Here is a 17,751-nt window from a genome sequence, read left to right as displayed (position 1 = left end):
GCTTAGCGTCAGTCGGGGTTCCAGCGGAACCCGCCGGCTTATGTCTCGCGGTCCGCTCGGGTCCCCCGTAGCCAGTCCTTCAGCTCCATGGGGAAGGGGAAGACGATGGTGTTGCTGCGCTCGTTGGCGATCACGTTCAGGCTCGAAAGATAGCGCAGCTGCATCGCTTCCGGCGCCTGGCCGAGGATCTGCGCTGCCTCGAAGAGCTTCTGCGCGGCCTGCTGCTCGCCCTCGGCGTTGATCACCTTCGCGCGCCGCTCGCGCTCCGCCTCCGCTTGGCGGGCGATCGCGCGGACCATCGACTCGCCGAGATCGACATGCTTGATCTCGACATTGGCGACCTTGATTCCCCAGGAGTCGGTCTGGGAGTCGAGAATCTCCTGGATGTCGGCGTTGAGCTTGTCGCGTTCGGCCAGCATCTCGTCCAGCTCGTGCTTGCCCAGCACCGACCGCAACGTCGTCTGGGCCAGCTCGCTGGTCGCCTGGGCGTAATTTTCGACCTGGATCGTGGCGCGCTCGGGATCGATGATCCGGAAATAGACGACGGCGCTCACCCGCACTGACACGTTGTCGCGCGAGATCACGTCCTGCGTCGGGACGTCGAGTACCAGGGTCCGCAGGTCCGTGCGGACCATCTGCTGGACGAATGGGATGAGGATGATCAGGCCCGGCCCCTTGACGCCGGTGAAGCGTCCAAGCGTGAATATGACGGCCCGCTCATATTCGCGAAGGATCTTCACCGCCGCGAAAAGGAAGATGACGATGAGCAAAGCGAGAGGAAGGTAGAAGCCCCAATTTCCGATCATCTGCATCACCGTCTCCTTCATCCTGTTTCCGAATCCGCCACGGGCTGGACGGCGAGAACCAGGCCGTCGAGCCTGGTCACTCTCACGTTCTCGTCCTTCTCCAACCGCTCGGGGCCGACCGCGCGCCAGCGCTCGCTATGGACGAAGACGTGGCCGCGGCCCTTCTTCCAATCGAGCACCTTGCCTTGCGCACCGACGAGTTCCTCCGCGCCGCTGACTATGCGCCGCCGCCGCCCAGTGAGGGCGACGCGCGCGGTCGCGATCAGCATCGCCAGACTGGCGACGGCGATCGCGGCGATGGTCGGCCAGCTCAGCCGGAATTCGGGCACATCCGTGTCGATCAATATGGTGCCGCCCAGAATGAAGGCGACGAGACCACCGATGCCCAGGATACCGAAGGAAGGCGCAAAGGCTTCGCCCGCCATCAGTCCGACCCCGAGCAGGATGAGGGCGATCCCGGCGATATTCACCGGCAACGCCGCGAGCGCATAGAGGCCGACGAGCAGGCAGATGGCGCCGATCGTGCCCGGGATGAGCGCGCCGGGATTCATCAGCTCGAAGAACAGGCCGTAGACGCCGAGCATCATCAGGATCAGGGCGACGTTGGGATTCGTGATCGCGGCGAGCAGGCGGGTGCGCCAATTGGGTTCCACCGGCACGAGGGAGATTCCGCGTGTCTGCAGCGTCCGATCGCCGCCTGAAACCTTCACGGTGCGTCCGTTCAGCGCCGCCATCAGCGCGTTCAGGTCGGGCGCGATCAGGTCCACGACATTCCGCTCGAGCGCGGCCGCGGCGGAGAGGCTGGCGGCGCCGCGCACCGCCTGCTCGCCCCAGTCGGCGTTGCGGCCGCGCAGCTCGGCGAGCGACCGGATATAGGCGGCCGCGTCGTTGACCGCCTTGGCGTCGCTGGCGCTGGCGGGCACCGGCCCCTGGCGGTTCCCGTCGTCCTGCTTGTCCGGGCCGCTCGGCGCGGGTGAGGGCGCGCCGAGCGGGACCGGGGTCGCCGCGCCGAGATTGGTGCCCGGGCTCATCGCCGCGACATGGCTGGCATAGAGGATGAAAGTTCCCGCGCTCGCCGCCCGGGCCCCGCTCGGATGGACGAAGGTCACCACCGGGACGGGGCTTCGCAAGATCTCGCGGATGATGTCCCGCATCGAGCTGTCCAGGCCGCCGGGCGTGTCCATCCGGATGACGACCATGGCCGCGCCCTCCGCTTCCGCACGGGCGAGGCTGCGGGTGAAATAATCCGCCGTCGCCGGGCCGATCGCTCCGTCGACGGTCAGCAGCAAGGCGGAGCGGGCCGTCTGGCCGGAGGCGGGCGGCGGCTCGAGGGAAAGCAAGGCGCCGGCAAGGGCGAGGAGGACGAACAGCCAACCTCGTCTGCGATTCGTCACCGGTCGTGCGGTGCGGGCCATGCCTCCTGCTCGAAGCTGCGGGATAGGAGCTTAGGCCATGGGAGGGCTTTTGGTTCCATTTCACCGTCCGGACCCGCCACGTTCGTCGAGATCCGGCCGCAAGGCTGCGGGGCTGGGCTACTCAGCCGGCAATGGCGAAATGCCGAAGCAGCGGCTCGATCCGCCAGTCGAGCACCGCATCGTCGGTCGCCTCGACCGGCAGGCCGAGCATCGCCTTCAGCGGCGCGTCGCACATCAGGGTCGCGAAATAGAGCTCGGCGGCGGCAACGGGGTCGTCGACGCGGGCCTTGCCCTCGCGCGTCCATTGATCGAGCGTTTCCGCCAGCCGCCCGACCACCTGGAGCCTGATGTCGCGGTGGAAGGCGCGGCCGAATTCCGGGTCGGCAAGGCTCTGGGCGATCACGACCCGCGTGAAGGCGAGCGTGCGCTCGTTCATCACGAACCTGTGGAACCGGTGCGCCAGCTCGCGCAGGACCTCGCGCGGCGAGCTGCTTCGCGCCTTAAGGGCCGCGATGTCCGGAGCCTGCTCGCGCATCCGTTCGACGACGGCCCGCAGCAGGTTGAGCTTGTTTCCGAACTCGGCGTAGAGCGTCGCCAGCGATCCGCCCGATCGGCCGACCACCGCGCCCAGGGTCGTGCCTTCGAAGCCGAGCTCGAGAAACAGCGATTCGGCCGCATCGAGAATCGCGTTGCGTCTCTCCTCGCGGCTGAGCGCGACGCGTCGCGCCTCGCGTAGCGCTCTGCATTCGACCATGTCACCCTCTCTTATGATCTGCTTGACCTGTAATGTAACGTACATTACGGGGCCGCAAATTCAAGGAAGGCAGCCGGCGCTGCCGATCGATCAGGAAAAATAGCATGCCTTTCTCGCTCCCCCGGCGGCTCGGAATCGGTGCCGCCGGCACGCTTCTTTTCCTCGCCGGATGCTCGAGCGAGGCGCCGCCGGCGCCCCCGCCTCCCGCGGTCGAGGTGATCACGGTGCGCGCGCAGCCTGTGCCCAACATCATCGAACTGCCGGGCCGCGTGCAGGCCGTGCGCACTGCAGAGGTTCGGGCGCGTGTCGACGGAATCGTCCAGCGCCGGCTTTACGAGGAAGGCACCGACGTCCGCGCCGGGCAGCCCTTGTTCGCGATTGACCCGCGCGAGCTTCGCGCCAGCCTCCGCGCTATGCAGGCGACGCTGGCGCGGGCCGAAGCCAATGCGGCCAACGCCCGGCAGGACGTCGATCGTTATCAGGGGCTGGTCGCGGAGCAGGCGATCAGCAAGCAGGAATATGACGCCGCCGTCGCGCGGCTGCGGACAGCCCAGGCCGACGTGGCGCAGGCCCGGGCCCAGGTCGAAAGCGCACGCCTGACGCTCAGCTACACGACGGTGACGGCTCCGATCTCGGGCCGCGCCGGACGGGCGCAGGTGACGGAGGGCGCATTGGTCAACGCTGCCGCAGGGACGTTGCTCACCACCATCGAGCAGATCAATCCAGTCTACGTCAATTTCGGCCAGTCGAGCTCCGAAGTGCTCGCCCTCCGCCGCAGCATGACCGCGGGCGAGCTCGACATCGGCCCGATCGACCGCATCCAGGTCCAGCTCGAGCTCGAGGACGGAACGACCTACGGCGTCATGGGTCATATCGACTTCCTCGACCTCGCCATCGACGAGGAGACCGGCACGGCCGCGCTTCGCGCCGAATTCCCGAACCCGGGGCGGCTGCTCCTGCCGGGTCAGTTCGTTCGCGCGCGGATCCGCGCCGGCACCCGTCCGCAGGGCATCCTCGTGCCCCAGCGCGCCGTCCGCCTGACCGAGCAGGGCGGGAGCGTGATGATCGTCGGGCCGAACAATGTGGCGGAGGCCCGAAGCGTCCGGCTGGGTGAGTTGGTCGGCAGCAACTGGATCATCCTCAATGGCCTGCGGCCCGGGGAGCGCGTCATCGTCAACGGGCTGCAGATGGTCCAGCCGGGCCAGCCGGTTCGGATCACCGCGCCGGCTCCCCGCCCCGCCGCCGCCCCGGCGCAGGCTCGTTAGGATCCTTTCGACGTGACCCCACGCTTCTTCATCGATCGGCCGATCTTCGCCTGGGTCGTTGCCTTGTGCATCAGCCTGGCCGGCGTGCTCGCGCTGACCGGCCTTTCGGTCGAGCAATATCCGTCGGTCGCTCCGCCGAGCCTGACGATGCGCGTCACCTATCCGGGCGCCGATGCGGCCACGCTCGAGCAGAACGTCACACAGGTGATCGAGCAGGAGCTGAACGGGGTCGAGGGCTTCCTCTACATGTCGTCGACGAGCAACTCGAACGGTTCGGCAACGATCACCGTCACCTTCGAGACCGGGACGGACATCGACAAGGCGCAGATGGATGTCCAGAACCGGCTCACCCTGGTCGAGCAGCGTTTGCCCGAGGAGGTCCGGCGCCTGGGCATTCCCGTTCGGGAGGCCAATGCCGGCTTCCTCCTGCTGGTCGCGATCGGCTCCGAATCCGGGCGCACCGGCCAGTTCGAGCTCGGCAACTTCGCCAATGCGCGGGTGGTCGACGAGCTGCGACGGGTGGAAGGCGTCGGCGACGTCCAGGTCTTCGCCGCGCCTTACGCGATGCGCGTCTGGCTCGATCCGGCAAAGCTGGCCAGCTATCGCCTCTCGGCCTCGGAGGCGCTGGCGGCGGTGCGCGAGCAGAACAGCCAGAGCCCCGGCGGACAGATCGGCGATCTTCCGATTTCCGGCGATACCGAGATCAACGCGACGATCCTCACCCAGGGCCGGTTCACGACCCCCGAGGAATTTGCGAGCATCATCCTCAGGGCCAATCCCGACGGTTCCGCGGTCACCTTGGGCGACGTCGCCCGGGTCGAGCTGGGCGCGCAGGTCTATTTCTTCGATTCGGAGCTGAACGGCCGGCCGGTCGCCATGGTCGCGATCCAGATGACTCCGGGGGCCAACGCGCTTGCCACGGCGCAGGGCGTGCGCGAGCGCATGGCGGAGCTCGCCCAGAACTTCCCCGAGGACATACGCTGGGACGTTCCCTACGACACCACCTTGTTCATCGACGAATCGATCAGCGAGGTGCTGAAGACGCTCGTCGAAGCGATGGTCCTCGTCTTCCTCGTCATGTTCCTGTTCCTGCAGAACTGGCGCGCGACCCTGATCCCCACCATCGTCGTACCGATCGCCTTGCTCGGCGCCTGCCTCGGCCTGTGGGCGTTCGGCTTCTCGATCAACGTGCTGACGCTGTTCGGCATGGTGCTGGCCATCGGCATCCTCGTGGACGACGCCATCGTCGTCATCGAGAATGTCGAGCGGATCATGGCCGAGGAAGGCCTCCCCCCTTACCAGGCCACGGTCAAGGCGATGCGGCAGATCACGGGCGCCATCGTCGGAATCACGCTGGTGCTGATGGCCGTCTTCGTGCCGATGGCCTTCTTCCCCGGCACGACCGGACAGATCTACCGCCAGTTCGCGATCACCCTGATCGTCTCGATCGGCTTTTCCGCGCTCCTCGCCTTGTCGCTGACTCCGGCCCTTTGCGCCACCTTCCTGAAGCCGCACAAGGCGGCGCCGGCCTCGGCGCCCGAGCCCGCTTCGAGGAGTCCGCTGGGGCGGATCCGCGCTTTCTTCCAGGGCTTCTTCGGCGGCTTCAATCGCTGGTTCGGCCGCACGACCGACCGTTATCAGGGGCGGGTCGGGCAGATGCTCGGCGCACCGCTGCGCTGGCTCGCCGTCTTCGTCCTGATGGTCGGCGTGGCCCTGCTCCTGTTCACCCGTCTGCCCGGCGGCTTCCTGCCGGCCGAGGACCAGGGCGTGACGATCACCGTCATCCAGGCGCCTCCGGGCGCCACGCGTGATCGCACCGAGGAAGCGATCCGCCAGATCCGCGCCTTCTACCGGGAGCAGCCCGTCACCGAGAATGTGGTCGTCATTCGCGGCTTCAGCTTCTTCGGCGAGGGGCAGGCCAATGCGATGATGTTCACGACGCTGACTCCTTGGGAGGAGCGTCCGGGCGCCGAGAACAGCTCCCTGACTCTCGTGCAGCAGGCGATGGGCTTCCTCATGCAGGTCAAGGAAGCGATGGCTTTCGCCTTGACCCCGCCGGCCATCGCCGAGCTGGGCACCGCGGGCGGCTTCACCTTCAAGCTCGAGGATCGCGGCGGCAACGGCTACGACGCTTTGGTGGCGGCGCGAAATCAGCTGATCGGCGCCGCCAGCCAGAGCCCGATCCTCACCGGCGTTCGGCCGGAAGGGCAGGAGGATGCGCCGCAGCTGCGCGTGACGGTCGATCGGATCGAGGCACGTGCGCTGGGCCTGTCGATCGGCGACGTCAACGCCACCCTCGCCATGGCCTTCGGCAGCGCCTACGCCAACGACTTCACCTATGAAGGCCGCGTGCTGCGCGTGCTGCTGCAGGCCGATGCGCCCTATCGCATGACGCCGGAGGATGTGATGGCCCTGCGGGTCCGCAACGCCACGGGCGAGATGGTGCCGTTCGGCTCCTTCACCCAGGTGGAATGGACGTCGGGACCGCAGCAGCTCCAGCGCTACAACGGCTATCCCGCGATGACCATTTCCGGCCAGGCGGCTCCCGGCCGGTCGACCGGCGAGGCGATGGAAGAGATGGAACGCCTTGCCGCGGATCTGCCCGAAGGCTTCGCCTTCGAATGGACCGGCATATCCTATGAGGAGCAGCAGGCGGCCGGGCAGGTCGGCATGCTGCTCGGCCTCTCGCTGCTCGTCGTCTTCCTGCTGCTCGCCGCCTTGTACGAAAGCTGGGCGATCCCCGTCTCGGTGCTGCTCGTCGTGCCGCTGGGCGTGCTCGGCGCTATCCTGCTCACCATGGCCCGGGGCCTTTCGGCCGACGTCTATTTCAACGTCGGCCTGATCACGATCATCGGCCTGTCCGCGAAGAATGCGATCCTGATCGTCGAATTCGCCATCGAGCAGGAGGAGAAGGGCCGCACGCCGATGGAGGCGACCCTCGAGGCGGTGAAGCTTCGCCTGCGTCCGATCATCATGACGTCGCTCGCCTTCATCGGCGGGATGGTGCCCTTGTTCATCGCCAGCGGGGCCGGCGCCGCCAGCCGGCGGGCGGTCGGTACCGGCGTGATGGGCGGCATGATCGCGGCGACCCTGCTCGGCATCTTTTTCATCCCCGTTTTCTATCTCGCCGTCCGACGCTGGCTGAGTCGCCGCCGTCCCATGGCCGCGCAGGGCCATCCGACGGCTCCAGCTCCGGAACCCGGTAATGCGTAGACTGATCCCTTTCGGCTTCGCTGCCTTGCTCGCGGGCTGCAACCTGGCCCCGCCGCACCAGCGGCCCGACCTGCCCACCGCCTCGCAATTTCCGGCCGAATATGCCGGGGATGTCGCGCTCGGCCGCCGTGCCGTCGAGATCGGCTGGCGCGACTTCTTCGCCGACCCGCGGCTCGAATCGTTCGTCGCCGCCGCGCTTGAGCGCAATCGCGATCTTACCATCGCCGTCGCCCGGATCGAAGAGGCGCGCGGCCTCTACCGCATCCAGCGTGCCGATCGGCTGCCGACCCTGGGTGCGTTCGGCGACGCGAGCGTCGGCCGGACGCCCGGCGCGCAGACCGGGATCCCCGGGGCTGGAGCCACCACCGACGATCGCTACGCCATCGGGGTCGGCGTCACCGGCTTCGAGCTCGATTTCTGGGGACGGGTGCGCAACCTGTCCGAAGCCGCGCGGGCGGAATATCTCGCCACGGTTCAGGCGGAGCGGGCCTTCCGCCTGGCGCTCATCCGCGACGTTGCCTCGGCCTATTTCGCCTCGCGCGAGGCGGCGGAACAGATCGCCCTTGCCGATGCGACGGTGCGCAGCCGACAGGAAGCGGTGCGGATCGCCCGGCTGCGGCTGGACGCCGGCGTCACCTCGGCGCTCGACTTTCGCCAGGCCGAGTCGCTGCTCACCCAGGCCGAGACCGAGCTTGCCGGGCTTCGGCTGGCACAGGCGCGCAGCGACAATTTCCTGGCCGTTCTCACCGGCGGCCCGCTGCCCGCACCGCTGCCGGCGCCGCTGGCGCTCGCCGAGCAGGGCCATGAACAGCCGGTCGCCGCCGGCCTGCCGTCCGAGCTGATGGTGGTGCGTCCCGACGTCATCGCCGCCGAGGAACGGCTCCGCGCGGCCCGCGCCAATATCGGCGCGGCCCGAGCCGCCTTCTTCCCGTCCATCTCGCTCACCGGAAGCCTCGGCTTCGCTTCGACCGCGCTCGGCAATCTGATCGGCAGCGACGGCTTGAGCTGGAGCTTGGGGCCGAGCATCGACCTGCCGATCTTCGACTGGGGCCGCCGCCAGGGCAATCTCACCGTCGCCGAGGCGCGCGAGAATGCCGCGGTCGCCGATTATGAGCGGACCATCCAGCAGGCGTTCCGCGAGGTGGCGGACGCCCTTGCCGGCCGGCGCTGGCTGGCAGAGCAGGTGGCGGCGCAGACCCGCGCCACCGAGGCGCAGCGCCAGATCGCGCGCCTGGCCCAGGCCCGCTACCGCGAAGGCGTTGCCAATTATCTCGAAGTGCTCGATGCCGAGCGTAACCTGTTCGAGGCCGAGCAGGCGCTGATCCAGCTCCGCCGCACCGAGCTCGAAAATCTCGTCTCTCTTTACGTCGCCCTTGGCGGCGGAGCGCTGGAGCGCAGCGGCGCCCCGGCATCGTGACGGCCTGAGCCTGGGCGTTCTGCCGACCAAGGCACCCGCAAGGGCTTATGGGCCGCAGGTCCAGAGCCCGTCGATGGTCCGGCTCGCCCCGTCCGCCCGTTCGTAGGTCAGCGTAGCCGGATGCGGCGGCGATTCCCCGGCGCCGACCGGCCCGTCGCCGGTCAGCGCGATCCGAATCGTCTTTCCCCGCCCGGCGAAGGTCGCGCCGCGAACCATGCCATTATAGCCGCCCGGCGCACCGACCCGCTCCACGGAGTCGAGCACCTTCACGACGCCCATGGCGGGGGCGGATGAAGCGACATCGCCTGTGGCAAAGAGAAGGGGCGCGGAATCGCGGCCCCCGAAGCTGCAGGCCAGCTCGCCGGAGAGTTGCGCGCCGTCGATATCGCCGCTGGACAGAGTGGACAGTCGAACAGGCGAACCGTCCCCGCCGATCGTCCTTCCTTCGGCATCCGGCGCGGCTGCCGGCCGGGGCGGCTCACCCGGCTCAGGGGCGGCATCCGGTCTCTCGTCGTTGCCGGTGTTCGTCACGGACGCTGGCGCATCCCGTCCCGCGCCCGCGACTTCGGTCACGGACTCGTCCGGCTGCGAACAAGCGGCGAGCGCAAGGCACGCAAGCAGGGCGGCGAGTGCTGTGCGGGCATGTGCCGGCGCGGACGCCGTTCTCGGGCCAAGCGGGATCTTCATGGTCACGTGCAACATGCGCGGCCTCTTTATGCGCCCAGCGACCTGACATCGCCCGGCTTGGAACAGAACAACAAAGTGCAAGCGAAGAGGTGCCGGAAGGTCTCGAGACCAATATGGGCATCGGTGCTAAGGCGTCGCTGTACGAGCAAGTGCGCGTGCAACCCCCTCTCGCAACCAGGCGGTTCGAGCGAACCCTCGGTTGACTAGCACGATCATCATAGCATCATGTTGAGGAAAGCGCTGGAAATCGCTGATGAAGCCGTTTGTCCCTCCGGTATGACCGATCAGCTTCACGCCTTCGACTTCGGTCACGAAGACCCCCAGGCCGAAGGTGCGGCCCGCCGGCTGACGGTCTCCTTGCGGAGGTTTGACCGGATTTGCCAACATCATCGCCCAAGTTTCAGGCCGGACGATGCGGCCTGCGGCTAAGGCTTCATCCAGGCGGGCGAAATCGTCTACCGTTGCGCGAACCGCACCCGCGCCAAGCTGCACGAATGCATAGTTGATGGCCTGCTCGAGCTTCCCGGGTTCCCCATTATAACCGAGTGCAAGGCCGGCTTCGGTGACCATGTGAGGATGTCCGGCCACGATATTCGGCCTCTCGATGTTGGCCGTGGTCATACCTGCGGGGCGAAAGACCAGCTCATTGACGACTTCGCCGAATGGCCTGCCACTCGCCTGGGCGACCGCGTCGGCGAGGAGCTCGAACCCGAAATTGTTATAGGCAAAGGTTTGGCCCGGTACTGAGTTCAGCTGGCGCTGAGTCTCGGTGATTGATGCCAGCGTCGCGCGCAGGGCGGTCGGATGGTCGCGGCGGAAATTGGCGAGTAGTTGTTCGGTCAGGTCGGAAGTGCCTGACGTGTGATTGAGCAATTGGCGCAACGTGACCGAAGACCATTCTTCCGGCACATCAGGCACATAGGAAGCGATCGACCTGTCAAGCTGCATTTGGCCCTGCTCGACCATGCGCATCACGGTCAGGGCGGTGAGAAGCTTGCTTGTTGAATAGATCTTGAAACGCGTGGCGCGCGTGTTCGCGATATTGTTCAGGATATCCGCCTCGCCGCATTCGTGCTCGAACAGATCCTGGTCGCGCCTTCGGATCAGGACGACGCCGGAAAACTCGCCCGATTGACATTGGCGCTCCAGCTCTGTGCTGAGGGCTGTAAAATCTGGCGCTGGCACAGGGGCGGCCCCGACCAGCAGAGTAGACAAGATCGATGCGAATGCGACGCGACGACGAACCATGGAGACCGGCCTTTCAGAGGAATTGGCCTCCTATGCTACAGGCGTTAGCATGAGCAACAACCGACGCGGTGAACGTCCACTGGCGCCTTGGGAACGTCATATTCGGCAGAATGGACACCATCTTGATGTCGGTGACCGCGACGTCTCAACAGCGAGCGCAGTCCAACCGCGCGATAATAGGCTAAGCTAGTCGTTGAAAACGTGGTGGAGCCGAGGGGAATCGAACCCCTGACCTCTGCAGTGCGATTGCAGCGCTCTCCCATCTGAGCTACGGCCCCGTCGCCTAAGGCGGGCGCCCCAGATAGCGACGGCTTTGCGATGTTGCAATGCGTCGCTCCGGGCCTGCCGAAAAATCCTCCTGTGCGGCCCGACGGGGTCCGGCCACGCACCGTCCCGCGCCCGGAACGGCCACCGCCTCTTCTTCGTTTCCTCCCCATTCCGCCACCATCGCGAAACAGGAGAGTGAAATGGCTTATGACGACCGTCACGACCGCGGGCGCGGACACGATCGCGAGCGCGGTCGGGAATGGCGCGGCGAAGGGCGCCCCCGCCGCGACTGGGAGCCTCGCCCGCAGCGGCTCGGCGATCGCGGCTGGCGCGGCGAGCGCGATGACCCCGAATATGGGATGGAACGCTACGGCCCCGGACGCGCCGAAGGCTTCGGCGGCGAGGATTATGCGCCGAGCAGCGATCCCGATTCCTATTTCGCCGCTCCCGGCTACGATCCCGAATTTGGCGGGCCGCGTTTCGACCGGCTCGACGTCGGCAGCACGGGAACCCATGGCGTCCATCCGGTCTCGTCCATGTACGGCGCCGACTATCGCGGCGCGGCGGGCGTGGCGCCCGGCGGCACCTTCAACAGCTCGGCGCGGCGTTACGCGGAGATCGGGCGATCGGGCCGCCACGATCCCCATTATGCCGAGTGGCGCAACCGACAGATCGAGCAGCTCGACCGCGATTATGACGAATATCGCCGCGAGAACCAGTCGCGCTTCGACCGCGAGTTCATGGCTTGGCGCGATCGGCGTGGCCAGCAGCGCCAGGCGCTCGGCCGGGTGACGGAGCATATGGAGGTGGTCGGGTCCGACGGCAGCCATGTCGGCACCGTCGATCGAACGCACGGCGACAGCATCGTGCTCACGAAGAGCGATCCCAATGCGGGCGGTCATCATCATTCCATTCCCTGCGGCTGGGTGGAGACGGTCGACGACAAGGTTCGGCTCAATCTCAGCGCCGAGGAGGCGATGGAACGCTGGCGCGATGAGGATCGAAGCCGCGCCTTGTTCGAGCGGCCCAGCGGGGTTCGCGGCCCGCACGTGCTCAATCGCAGCTTCTCCGGCACCTATCGCGACGACGAGTGACAGCCAGGCAGCACCGGGAGGGGCCCGCCCGCCGGGCCCCTCCTGAACAGGCCCGTTATCCTGAAGCGCCATGATAGGGTCACGCCGGCAAAAGCCGGTGGGGTCTGATCGCCCGACGGCCGCTCGAAGGCTATTCCTCACCCACGTCGTGCCTGGCGCGAGGCCGCGCGCCTTCGCATTGCCCGCCTTGCCCGCGCCGGGCATAATCGGCCTCACGAAAGGGGAGAGACATGCCCACCACCCGCGCCTGGCACCTCAAGTCCCGTCCGACCGGCCTGCCGACCGTCGACAATTTCGAGCTGAAGGAGACGCCGCTCCCCGGGCTCGAGGAAGGTTGGATCCGGGTGGAGAATGAGTGGCTCTCGGTCGATCCCTACATGCGCGGCCGGATGAACGACGTGAAGAGCTACACCGCCCCCTTCGCGCTCGGCGAGCCGATGCAGGGCGGCGCCGTCGGCAAGGTGGTCGAGAGCCGCTCGCCCGACTTCGCGGTCGGGGAGACCGTGGTCCACATGCTCGGGTGGCGCGAGGCGGCGGCCGGGCCGGCTCAGGCCTTCAACAAGGTGCCGAACCTGCCGGTGGACGACCATCAGTGGCTCGGCAATCTCGGCCTCACCGGCGCCACCGCTTATTTCGGCCTGCTCCATGTCGCCGAGGCGAAGGCGGGCGATATCGTCTTCGTCTCGGCCGCGGCGGGAGCGGTCGGGTCGGCGGTCGTGCAGATCGCCAAGGCGAAGGGCTTGACGGTGATCGGCTCCGCCGGCGGCGCGGAGAAATGCGCCTGGGTGCGCGAGCTCGGCGCCGATGCGGCGATCGACTACAAGGCGGGGCCGGTCCTGAAGCAGCTCATGGTAGCCGCGCCGGACGGCATCGATGTCTATTTCGACAATGTCGGCGGCGATCATCTCGACGCCGCCTTCGCCGCTGCGCGCCTGAATGCGCGCTTTCCGATCTGCGGCATGATCGAGGATTACAACAAGGGCCCCAGCCACGTCTTCCGCTACATGATGCGGATCATCGCGGCGCGCATCACCGTGAAGGGCTTCCTCTATTTCGACTTCCTCGCCCGGATGCCCGATTTCTATCGCGACATGGGCGGCTGGATCGAAGGCGGGCAGGTCAGGTCCCGCGAGACCATTCGCGACGGCATCGAGAACATGCCAGAGGCGTTCCTCGACCTGTTCCGCGGCGCGAATATCGGCAAGATGCTGGTGCGCGTGTGAGTGGGGCCTGGTAAGCTGGCGTTCACGCCCGCTTACTACATTGCACACCGCGTCTCATCACCTATCTAGGCGTTGCAGACGGGCGTGTGCCGGACACCCTTCGCCGGAAGGGGCATAGGCGCCCGCCGGCCGCGGCGTTACGCCGTGGCTTGAGACGAAAGCGAGACGCGACACGATGGCTGACGAGAACCGCACGCCCAACGGCGACAAGGACCCTTCGGGCAATAACTGGATGAAGAGCCTGCTGATCTGGGCGGCGATCATCCTCGCTCTGGTCCTGTTCGTCCAGATGATGGGCGGATCGTCGACCGCTGCCCGCGATTCCATCCCTTATTCCGATTTCCTGAACCGGGTCGAGGAAGGCTCGGTCCGGCAGGTGGTCATCGGCAAGGAGGTCATTTCCGGCCGCACCACCAACAACGAGACTTTCCGCACCAACGCCCCGCCCCAGGATACCCAGCTCGTGGAGCGCCTGCGCGAGAAAGGCGTGGCGTTCGAAGCGCAGCCGGAGGCGCAGACATCGTTGTGGACCTACCTCCTCGTTCAGTCGCTGCCTTTCCTGCTCATTCTCGGCATCGCCTTCTTCGTGATGCGACAGATGCAGAAGAATGCCGGGTCCGGCGCCATGGGCTTCGGCCGATCGAAGGCCAAGCTGCTCACCGAGAAGCATGGCCGCGTCACCTTCGACGACGTCGCCGGGATCGACGAGGCGCGCGAGGAGCTTCAGGAGATCGTTGAGTTCCTGAAGGATCCGACCAAGTTCGCGAGGCTTGGCGGCAAGATCCCGAAGGGCGCTTTGCTGGTCGGCTCGCCCGGCACCGGCAAGACGCTTCTGGCCCGCGCCATCGCCGGCGAAGCCAACGTGCCCTTCTTCACCATTTCCGGGTCGGACTTCGTCGAGATGTTCGTCGGCGTCGGCGCGAGCCGCGTGCGCGACATGTTCGAGCAGGCCAAGAAGAATGCGCCCTGCATCGTCTTCATCGACGAGATCGACGCGGTCGGCCGCCATCGCGGCGCCGGCCTCGGCAACGGCAATGACGAGCGCGAGCAGACGCTCAACCAGCTGCTGGTCGAGATGGACGGCTTCGAGGCGAACGAAGGCATCATCATCATCGCCGCGACCAACCGGCCCGACGTGCTCGATCCGGCGCTGCTGCGCCCCGGCCGCTTCGACCGGCAGGTGGTCGTGCCGCGGCCCGACATTGACGGCCGCGAGAAGATTCTCGCCGTCCACATGAAGAAGGTGCCGCTGGCGCCCGACGTCGATCCGCGCACCATCGCCCGCGGCACGCCGGGCTTCTCGGGCGCCGACCTTGCCAATCTGGTGAACGAAGCTGCCTTGCTCGCCGCCCGCAAGGGCAAGCGCCTGGTGGCGATGAGCGAATTCGAGCTCGCCAAGGACAAGGTCATGATGGGCGCCGAGCGCAAGTCGATGGTGATGACGGAGGAGGAGAAAAGGGCGACCGCCTATCACGAGGCCGGTCATGCCCTCGTCTCGCTCCACGTCGAAGGCTGCGATCCGCTGCACAAGGTGACGATCATTCCGCGCGGCCGCGCGCTTGGCGTCACCTGGAACCTGCCGGAGCGCGACCGTTATTCCATGTCGATGGTCCAGATGAAGGGCCGGCTGGCGCTCTGCTTCGGCGGCCGCATCGCCGAGCAGCTCATCTACGGCAAGGACGCGCTCAACACCGGAGCCTCCAACGATATCCAGCAGGCGACCGATCTCGCCCGTGCGATGGTGATGGAATATGGCATGAGCGAGAAGCTGGGCTGGCTTCGCTACCGCGACAACCAGGAGGAGGTCTTCCTCGGTCACAGCGTCGCCCGCAGCCAGCACGTCTCCGAGGAGACCGCGCGGCTGATCGATTCCGAGGTCCGCCGCCTGATCGAGGAGGCCGAAGCCACCGCCCGCAAGGTGCTGACGGACAATCTCGACGAACTGCACCGGCTCGCCGGCGCCCTGCTCGAATATGAGACGCTGAACGGCGAGGAAGCCAAGCGGGCGATCAAGGGCGAGGATATCGGCCGCAGCGATCAGGATCGCCAGCGCGTTCCGACGATCACCGGCTCGTCGATCCCGAGCACCCGCCGGCCGCGCGGCGGTATTGGGGGTCCGGCCCCCGCCGGCGCCTAGCCCAGGTTTTCATTCGCTCGGCAAGGGCACCGCTATCGACGGATAGCGGTGCCCTTTTGCTTCGCACGGCAGCACGGCGCGTGCTGCGCGAACCCCTACAGGTCCGTGACAAGGGGAGTTGCGGTGCCCGGGGTGGCATCGAAGGCCGTGCCTCGGTTCAGCCCACCCCGCCGAGCGTCAGCAACAGCGACACGAACAGGCTACCGGCCGTGAAAGCGAAGAGGATCAGCATGAAGGTGCGCCACAAGGCGCTCCATCGCGTCAGGCCGTAGGCGCTCTTGAGCTGTCGGTACATGTGAAGCGGCGGAACGATCAGGATCGCCAGTTCGATCAGGTCCTTGCCTGGGCCGAGCGGTCGAAGCAGGCTCAGGGCGATCAGGCCGAGGCTCATGAAGGCGATCGAATAAGTGACGAAGACGGTGTGGTCGTAGGCGCCATATTTTCGATAGCGGCGCCGGTGCAGGAAAAGCAGCCAGACGAAGGGGACCGACAGCGGGATCAGCGCCCAGGAGAACTTATAGGCGTTGGTCTGCAGCTTGTAGGCGACGAGCGCCGGATTGTCCTTGGCCTTTCGAATGGCCTTGTCGATCCAGCCGATCCCCGTGGGGTTGCCGGTGAAGGGCGTTTCGACCTGCTCCGCTTGGCCGCCTTGCGTGCCGGCCGCCCGCGGTCGCGACAGATCCTCGAGCGTCATGATCCGGGTCCGCTCGGCCCCGGCTTCCGCGATCGCCTGCTCGATCTCCCGAATATCGTCGTCGAGCGCGGCCGTCGGCTCCCCTCTCTGTGACAGCTGCTGACGCTCCGTGCGGAGCTCGTTCAATTCGGTCTGACGTCGTGCCTGCTCCCGTCCGAGGTCGCGCTCGGCCTCCGTTCGCGCGTTCGTGAGCGCGTCTTGGCGCGAGGTGAACGGTCCCCCTACCAGCGAAAAGACGGCGAACATCATGAACACGGAAAAGAGAAAGAGCGCGACCGGGGAGACGAACCGCGCTCGTTCCCCAGCGATGTAGCGGCGCGTGAGCTCGCCGGGCCGCCAGGCGAGTAGGGGCAGGGTGCGCCAGATCTTTCCTTCGAAATGAAGCACGCTGTGGAGGAGATCGTGCCAGAAGGCGCCGATTGTGCGATGGACATGGGCCGATTGCCCGCAGCGGCTGCAATAGGCACCGTTGAGCGCGGCGCCGCAATTGAGGCAATTGCCTCCGGCGCGCTCGACCTGTTCGCCGGCGTCCGGCTCGATGGCGCGGGCAATGGCCCCGCCTGTCACGGCTTCGCCGACGCTCTCCATGTCTGAGACCATATTACTCCTCGCGCCTCACTCTGGCGCGGCCCCCCGCCGGCGTCGACAGGCTTCTCCGAACCGCCCCGCGCGAATCAGCTCCGGCCAGCGAAGACGAGATTGTCGAATTGGAAGCTTCCGGACGCACAGCCGAGAACGATCGCATCGGGCTGGAAGTCGCCGAGGGGAACGCGCCGGACGACCTCGCCGAGCCTGAAGACAATCATCCGGTCCGGTGTGATCTCGATCTCGAAGGGCACGCTTCCCGTCGGCACGCGGCCGATGATGGTGCGCTCGCGCAGCTCGTTGTTGATCAGCCGCCGGAGCGTGACATCGTAGCGGCGCTGGGTCGACGGCTGGACCGATAGGACGGCGGACAGTTCCTCCGGCCGTCCCTGCTGCAGCAGCGCCACCGAGGCGAAGGGGGTGAAGTCCTCAGGCTGCAGCGAATCTGCGGTTACCGTCCCGGAGAAACGGAAGGCGGCGCCCTCGAACGGAAACCGCTCCCTGGTGACGAAGTTCGGCTGCGCGGTGCAGGCGAGCGGCTCGAGCTGCTGAGCCTCCGTCGGCACGGTCTGGAGGGCGGCGGCGATGAGCATGAGCAGCATCGACTTCCCTTTCTACTCGCAGCTGGTGGAGGTGCAGCCTCTCATGCCGCGGTCGTTGATGTCGCGCCGGGATTGTTCGAGATCGTTCTGGTAGATTTTCCAGTCCTCCTCGGTCTTGCAGACGCGCTGGCGCGCGATGCGCGAGCCCAGCATCGGCCGTGAGCGGCAGATCAGCCGCTGTCGGCTGGGCTCCTGCGCGGCGGCTGTATCGGAGGTCTCGACGGCGGCGGTTTCCGTGCTCGCGGCCGCGGACTGGGCGCCTGCAAGCGAGAGGAAGAGAATCAAAGCCAGCATGTTCGGTCTCCCCTGCTTTCGGCACAGTGACGGATTTTTGCGGCGGACGC

14 protein-coding genes and 1 tRNA gene are annotated in these 17,751 nt (G+C 66.8%); 6 read left to right on the top strand and 9 right to left on the bottom strand.

All coding sequences use genetic code 11. From position 1 onward, the window contains the following. Positions 1–38 precede the first annotated feature (38 nt). The 3 genes from EKM57_RS15685 to EKM57_RS15675 form a co-directional block, all read right to left on the bottom strand. Positions 39–812 carry a slipin family protein gene (locus EKM57_RS15685; RefSeq protein ID WP_129793452.1) on the bottom strand — a complete coding sequence of 258 codons (774 nt, stop codon included), beginning with the start codon at positions 810–812 and terminating at the stop codon, positions 39–41. A gap of 11 nt (positions 813–823) precedes the next feature. After that, positions 824–2,200 (bottom strand): nodulation protein NfeD, encoded by a 1,377-nt coding sequence (locus tag EKM57_RS15680; RefSeq protein WP_243451074.1) that lies wholly within the window; start codon positions 2,198–2,200, stop codon positions 824–826. 142 nt (positions 2,201–2,342) lie between these two features. Further along, on the bottom strand, positions 2,343–3,020 hold the full coding sequence (locus tag EKM57_RS15675) for a TetR/AcrR family transcriptional regulator (protein WP_129793450.1): 678 nt from the start codon (positions 3,018–3,020) through the stop codon (positions 2,343–2,345). A 59-nt stretch (positions 3,021–3,079) separates the two neighbouring features. On the opposite strand from EKM57_RS15675, the gene EKM57_RS15670 reads away from it, so the two are divergent. The 3 genes from EKM57_RS15670 to EKM57_RS15660 are packed head-to-tail and all read left to right on the top strand — an operon-like array spanning position 3,080 to position 8,870. Continuing rightward, the gene (locus EKM57_RS15670; RefSeq protein WP_129793449.1) at positions 3,080–4,240 is read left to right on the top strand and encodes an efflux RND transporter periplasmic adaptor subunit; all 1,161 of its coding nucleotides are present in this window, start codon (positions 3,080–3,082) and stop codon (positions 4,238–4,240) included. 12 nt (positions 4,241–4,252) lie between these two features. Then, positions 4,253–7,453, top strand: a complete 3,201-nt coding sequence (locus EKM57_RS15665; RefSeq protein WP_129793448.1) for an efflux RND transporter permease subunit — start codon at positions 4,253–4,255, stop codon at positions 7,451–7,453. Beyond that, on the top strand, positions 7,446–8,870 hold the full coding sequence (locus tag EKM57_RS15660) for an efflux transporter outer membrane subunit (RefSeq protein WP_129793447.1): 1,425 nt from the start codon (positions 7,446–7,448) through the stop codon (positions 8,868–8,870). The genes EKM57_RS15665 and EKM57_RS15660 overlap by 8 nt, the downstream gene beginning before the upstream one ends. A 45-nt stretch (positions 8,871–8,915) precedes the next feature. Here the strand turns inward: EKM57_RS15660 and EKM57_RS22280 are convergent, their stop codons facing one another. The 3 genes from EKM57_RS22280 to EKM57_RS15645 all read right to left on the bottom strand — a co-directional run bounded on the left by EKM57_RS22280 (position 8,916) and on the right by EKM57_RS15645 (position 11,083). Then, positions 8,916–9,149, bottom strand: a complete 234-nt coding sequence (locus EKM57_RS22280) for a hypothetical protein (protein ID WP_206185462.1) — start codon at positions 9,147–9,149, stop codon at positions 8,916–8,918. A gap of 534 nt (positions 9,150–9,683) precedes the next feature. Continuing rightward, positions 9,684–10,772, bottom strand: a complete 1,089-nt coding sequence (locus EKM57_RS15650) for a serine hydrolase (protein WP_206185461.1) — start codon at positions 10,770–10,772, stop codon at positions 9,684–9,686. 235 nt (positions 10,773–11,007) lie between these two features. After that, positions 11,008–11,083: transfer RNA gene (locus tag EKM57_RS15645), tRNA-Ala, on the bottom strand. A 189-nt stretch (positions 11,084–11,272) separates the two neighbouring features. Here EKM57_RS15645 and EKM57_RS15640 point away from each other — a divergent pair. The 3 genes from EKM57_RS15640 (at position 11,273) to ftsH (ending at position 15,526) form a co-directional block, all read left to right on the top strand. Next, entirely contained in the window at positions 11,273–12,166 is an 894-nt protein-coding gene (locus EKM57_RS15640; RefSeq protein WP_243451073.1) for a DUF2171 domain-containing protein, read from the top strand. Positions 12,167–12,396: 230 nt separating this feature from the next. Beyond that, positions 12,397–13,389: an NADP-dependent oxidoreductase gene (locus EKM57_RS15635; protein ID WP_129793443.1), complete on the top strand. Its 993-nt coding sequence runs from the start codon at positions 12,397–12,399 to the stop codon at positions 13,387–13,389. Between the two features lie 175 nt (positions 13,390–13,564). Beyond that, positions 13,565–15,526, top strand: a complete 1,962-nt coding sequence (gene ftsH, locus EKM57_RS15630) for an ATP-dependent zinc metalloprotease FtsH (protein ID WP_129793442.1) — start codon at positions 13,565–13,567, stop codon at positions 15,524–15,526. A 157-nt stretch (positions 15,527–15,683) separates the two neighbouring features. Here ftsH and EKM57_RS15625 read toward each other — a convergent pair whose 3' ends face one another. From EKM57_RS15625 to EKM57_RS15615, 3 genes are all read right to left on the bottom strand, one after another. After that, complete coding sequence (locus tag EKM57_RS15625) at positions 15,684–16,820, bottom strand: DUF3667 domain-containing protein (RefSeq protein ID WP_129793441.1); 1,137 nt, start codon at positions 16,818–16,820, stop codon at positions 15,684–15,686. 74 nt (positions 16,821–16,894) lie between these two features. Further along, a complete protein-coding gene (locus tag EKM57_RS15620; RefSeq protein WP_129793440.1) occupies positions 16,895–17,407 on the bottom strand; it encodes a hypothetical protein in 513 nt (170 codons plus the stop codon). Between the two features lie 12 nt (positions 17,408–17,419). Then, positions 17,420–17,701, bottom strand: coding sequence for a hypothetical protein (locus EKM57_RS15615; RefSeq protein WP_129793439.1), 282 nt, complete (start codon positions 17,699–17,701; stop codon positions 17,420–17,422). Positions 17,702–17,751 lie beyond the last annotated feature (50 nt).

Origin of the sequence: Sphingosinicella sp. CPCC 101087 (genome assembly GCF_004151485.1) — a bacterium.
GTDB lineage: Bacteria > Pseudomonadota > Alphaproteobacteria > Sphingomonadales > Sphingomonadaceae > Allosphingosinicella.
The sequence above is the reverse complement of the archived record's forward strand: the minus strand, read 5'-3'. Positions and strand labels throughout refer to the sequence as shown.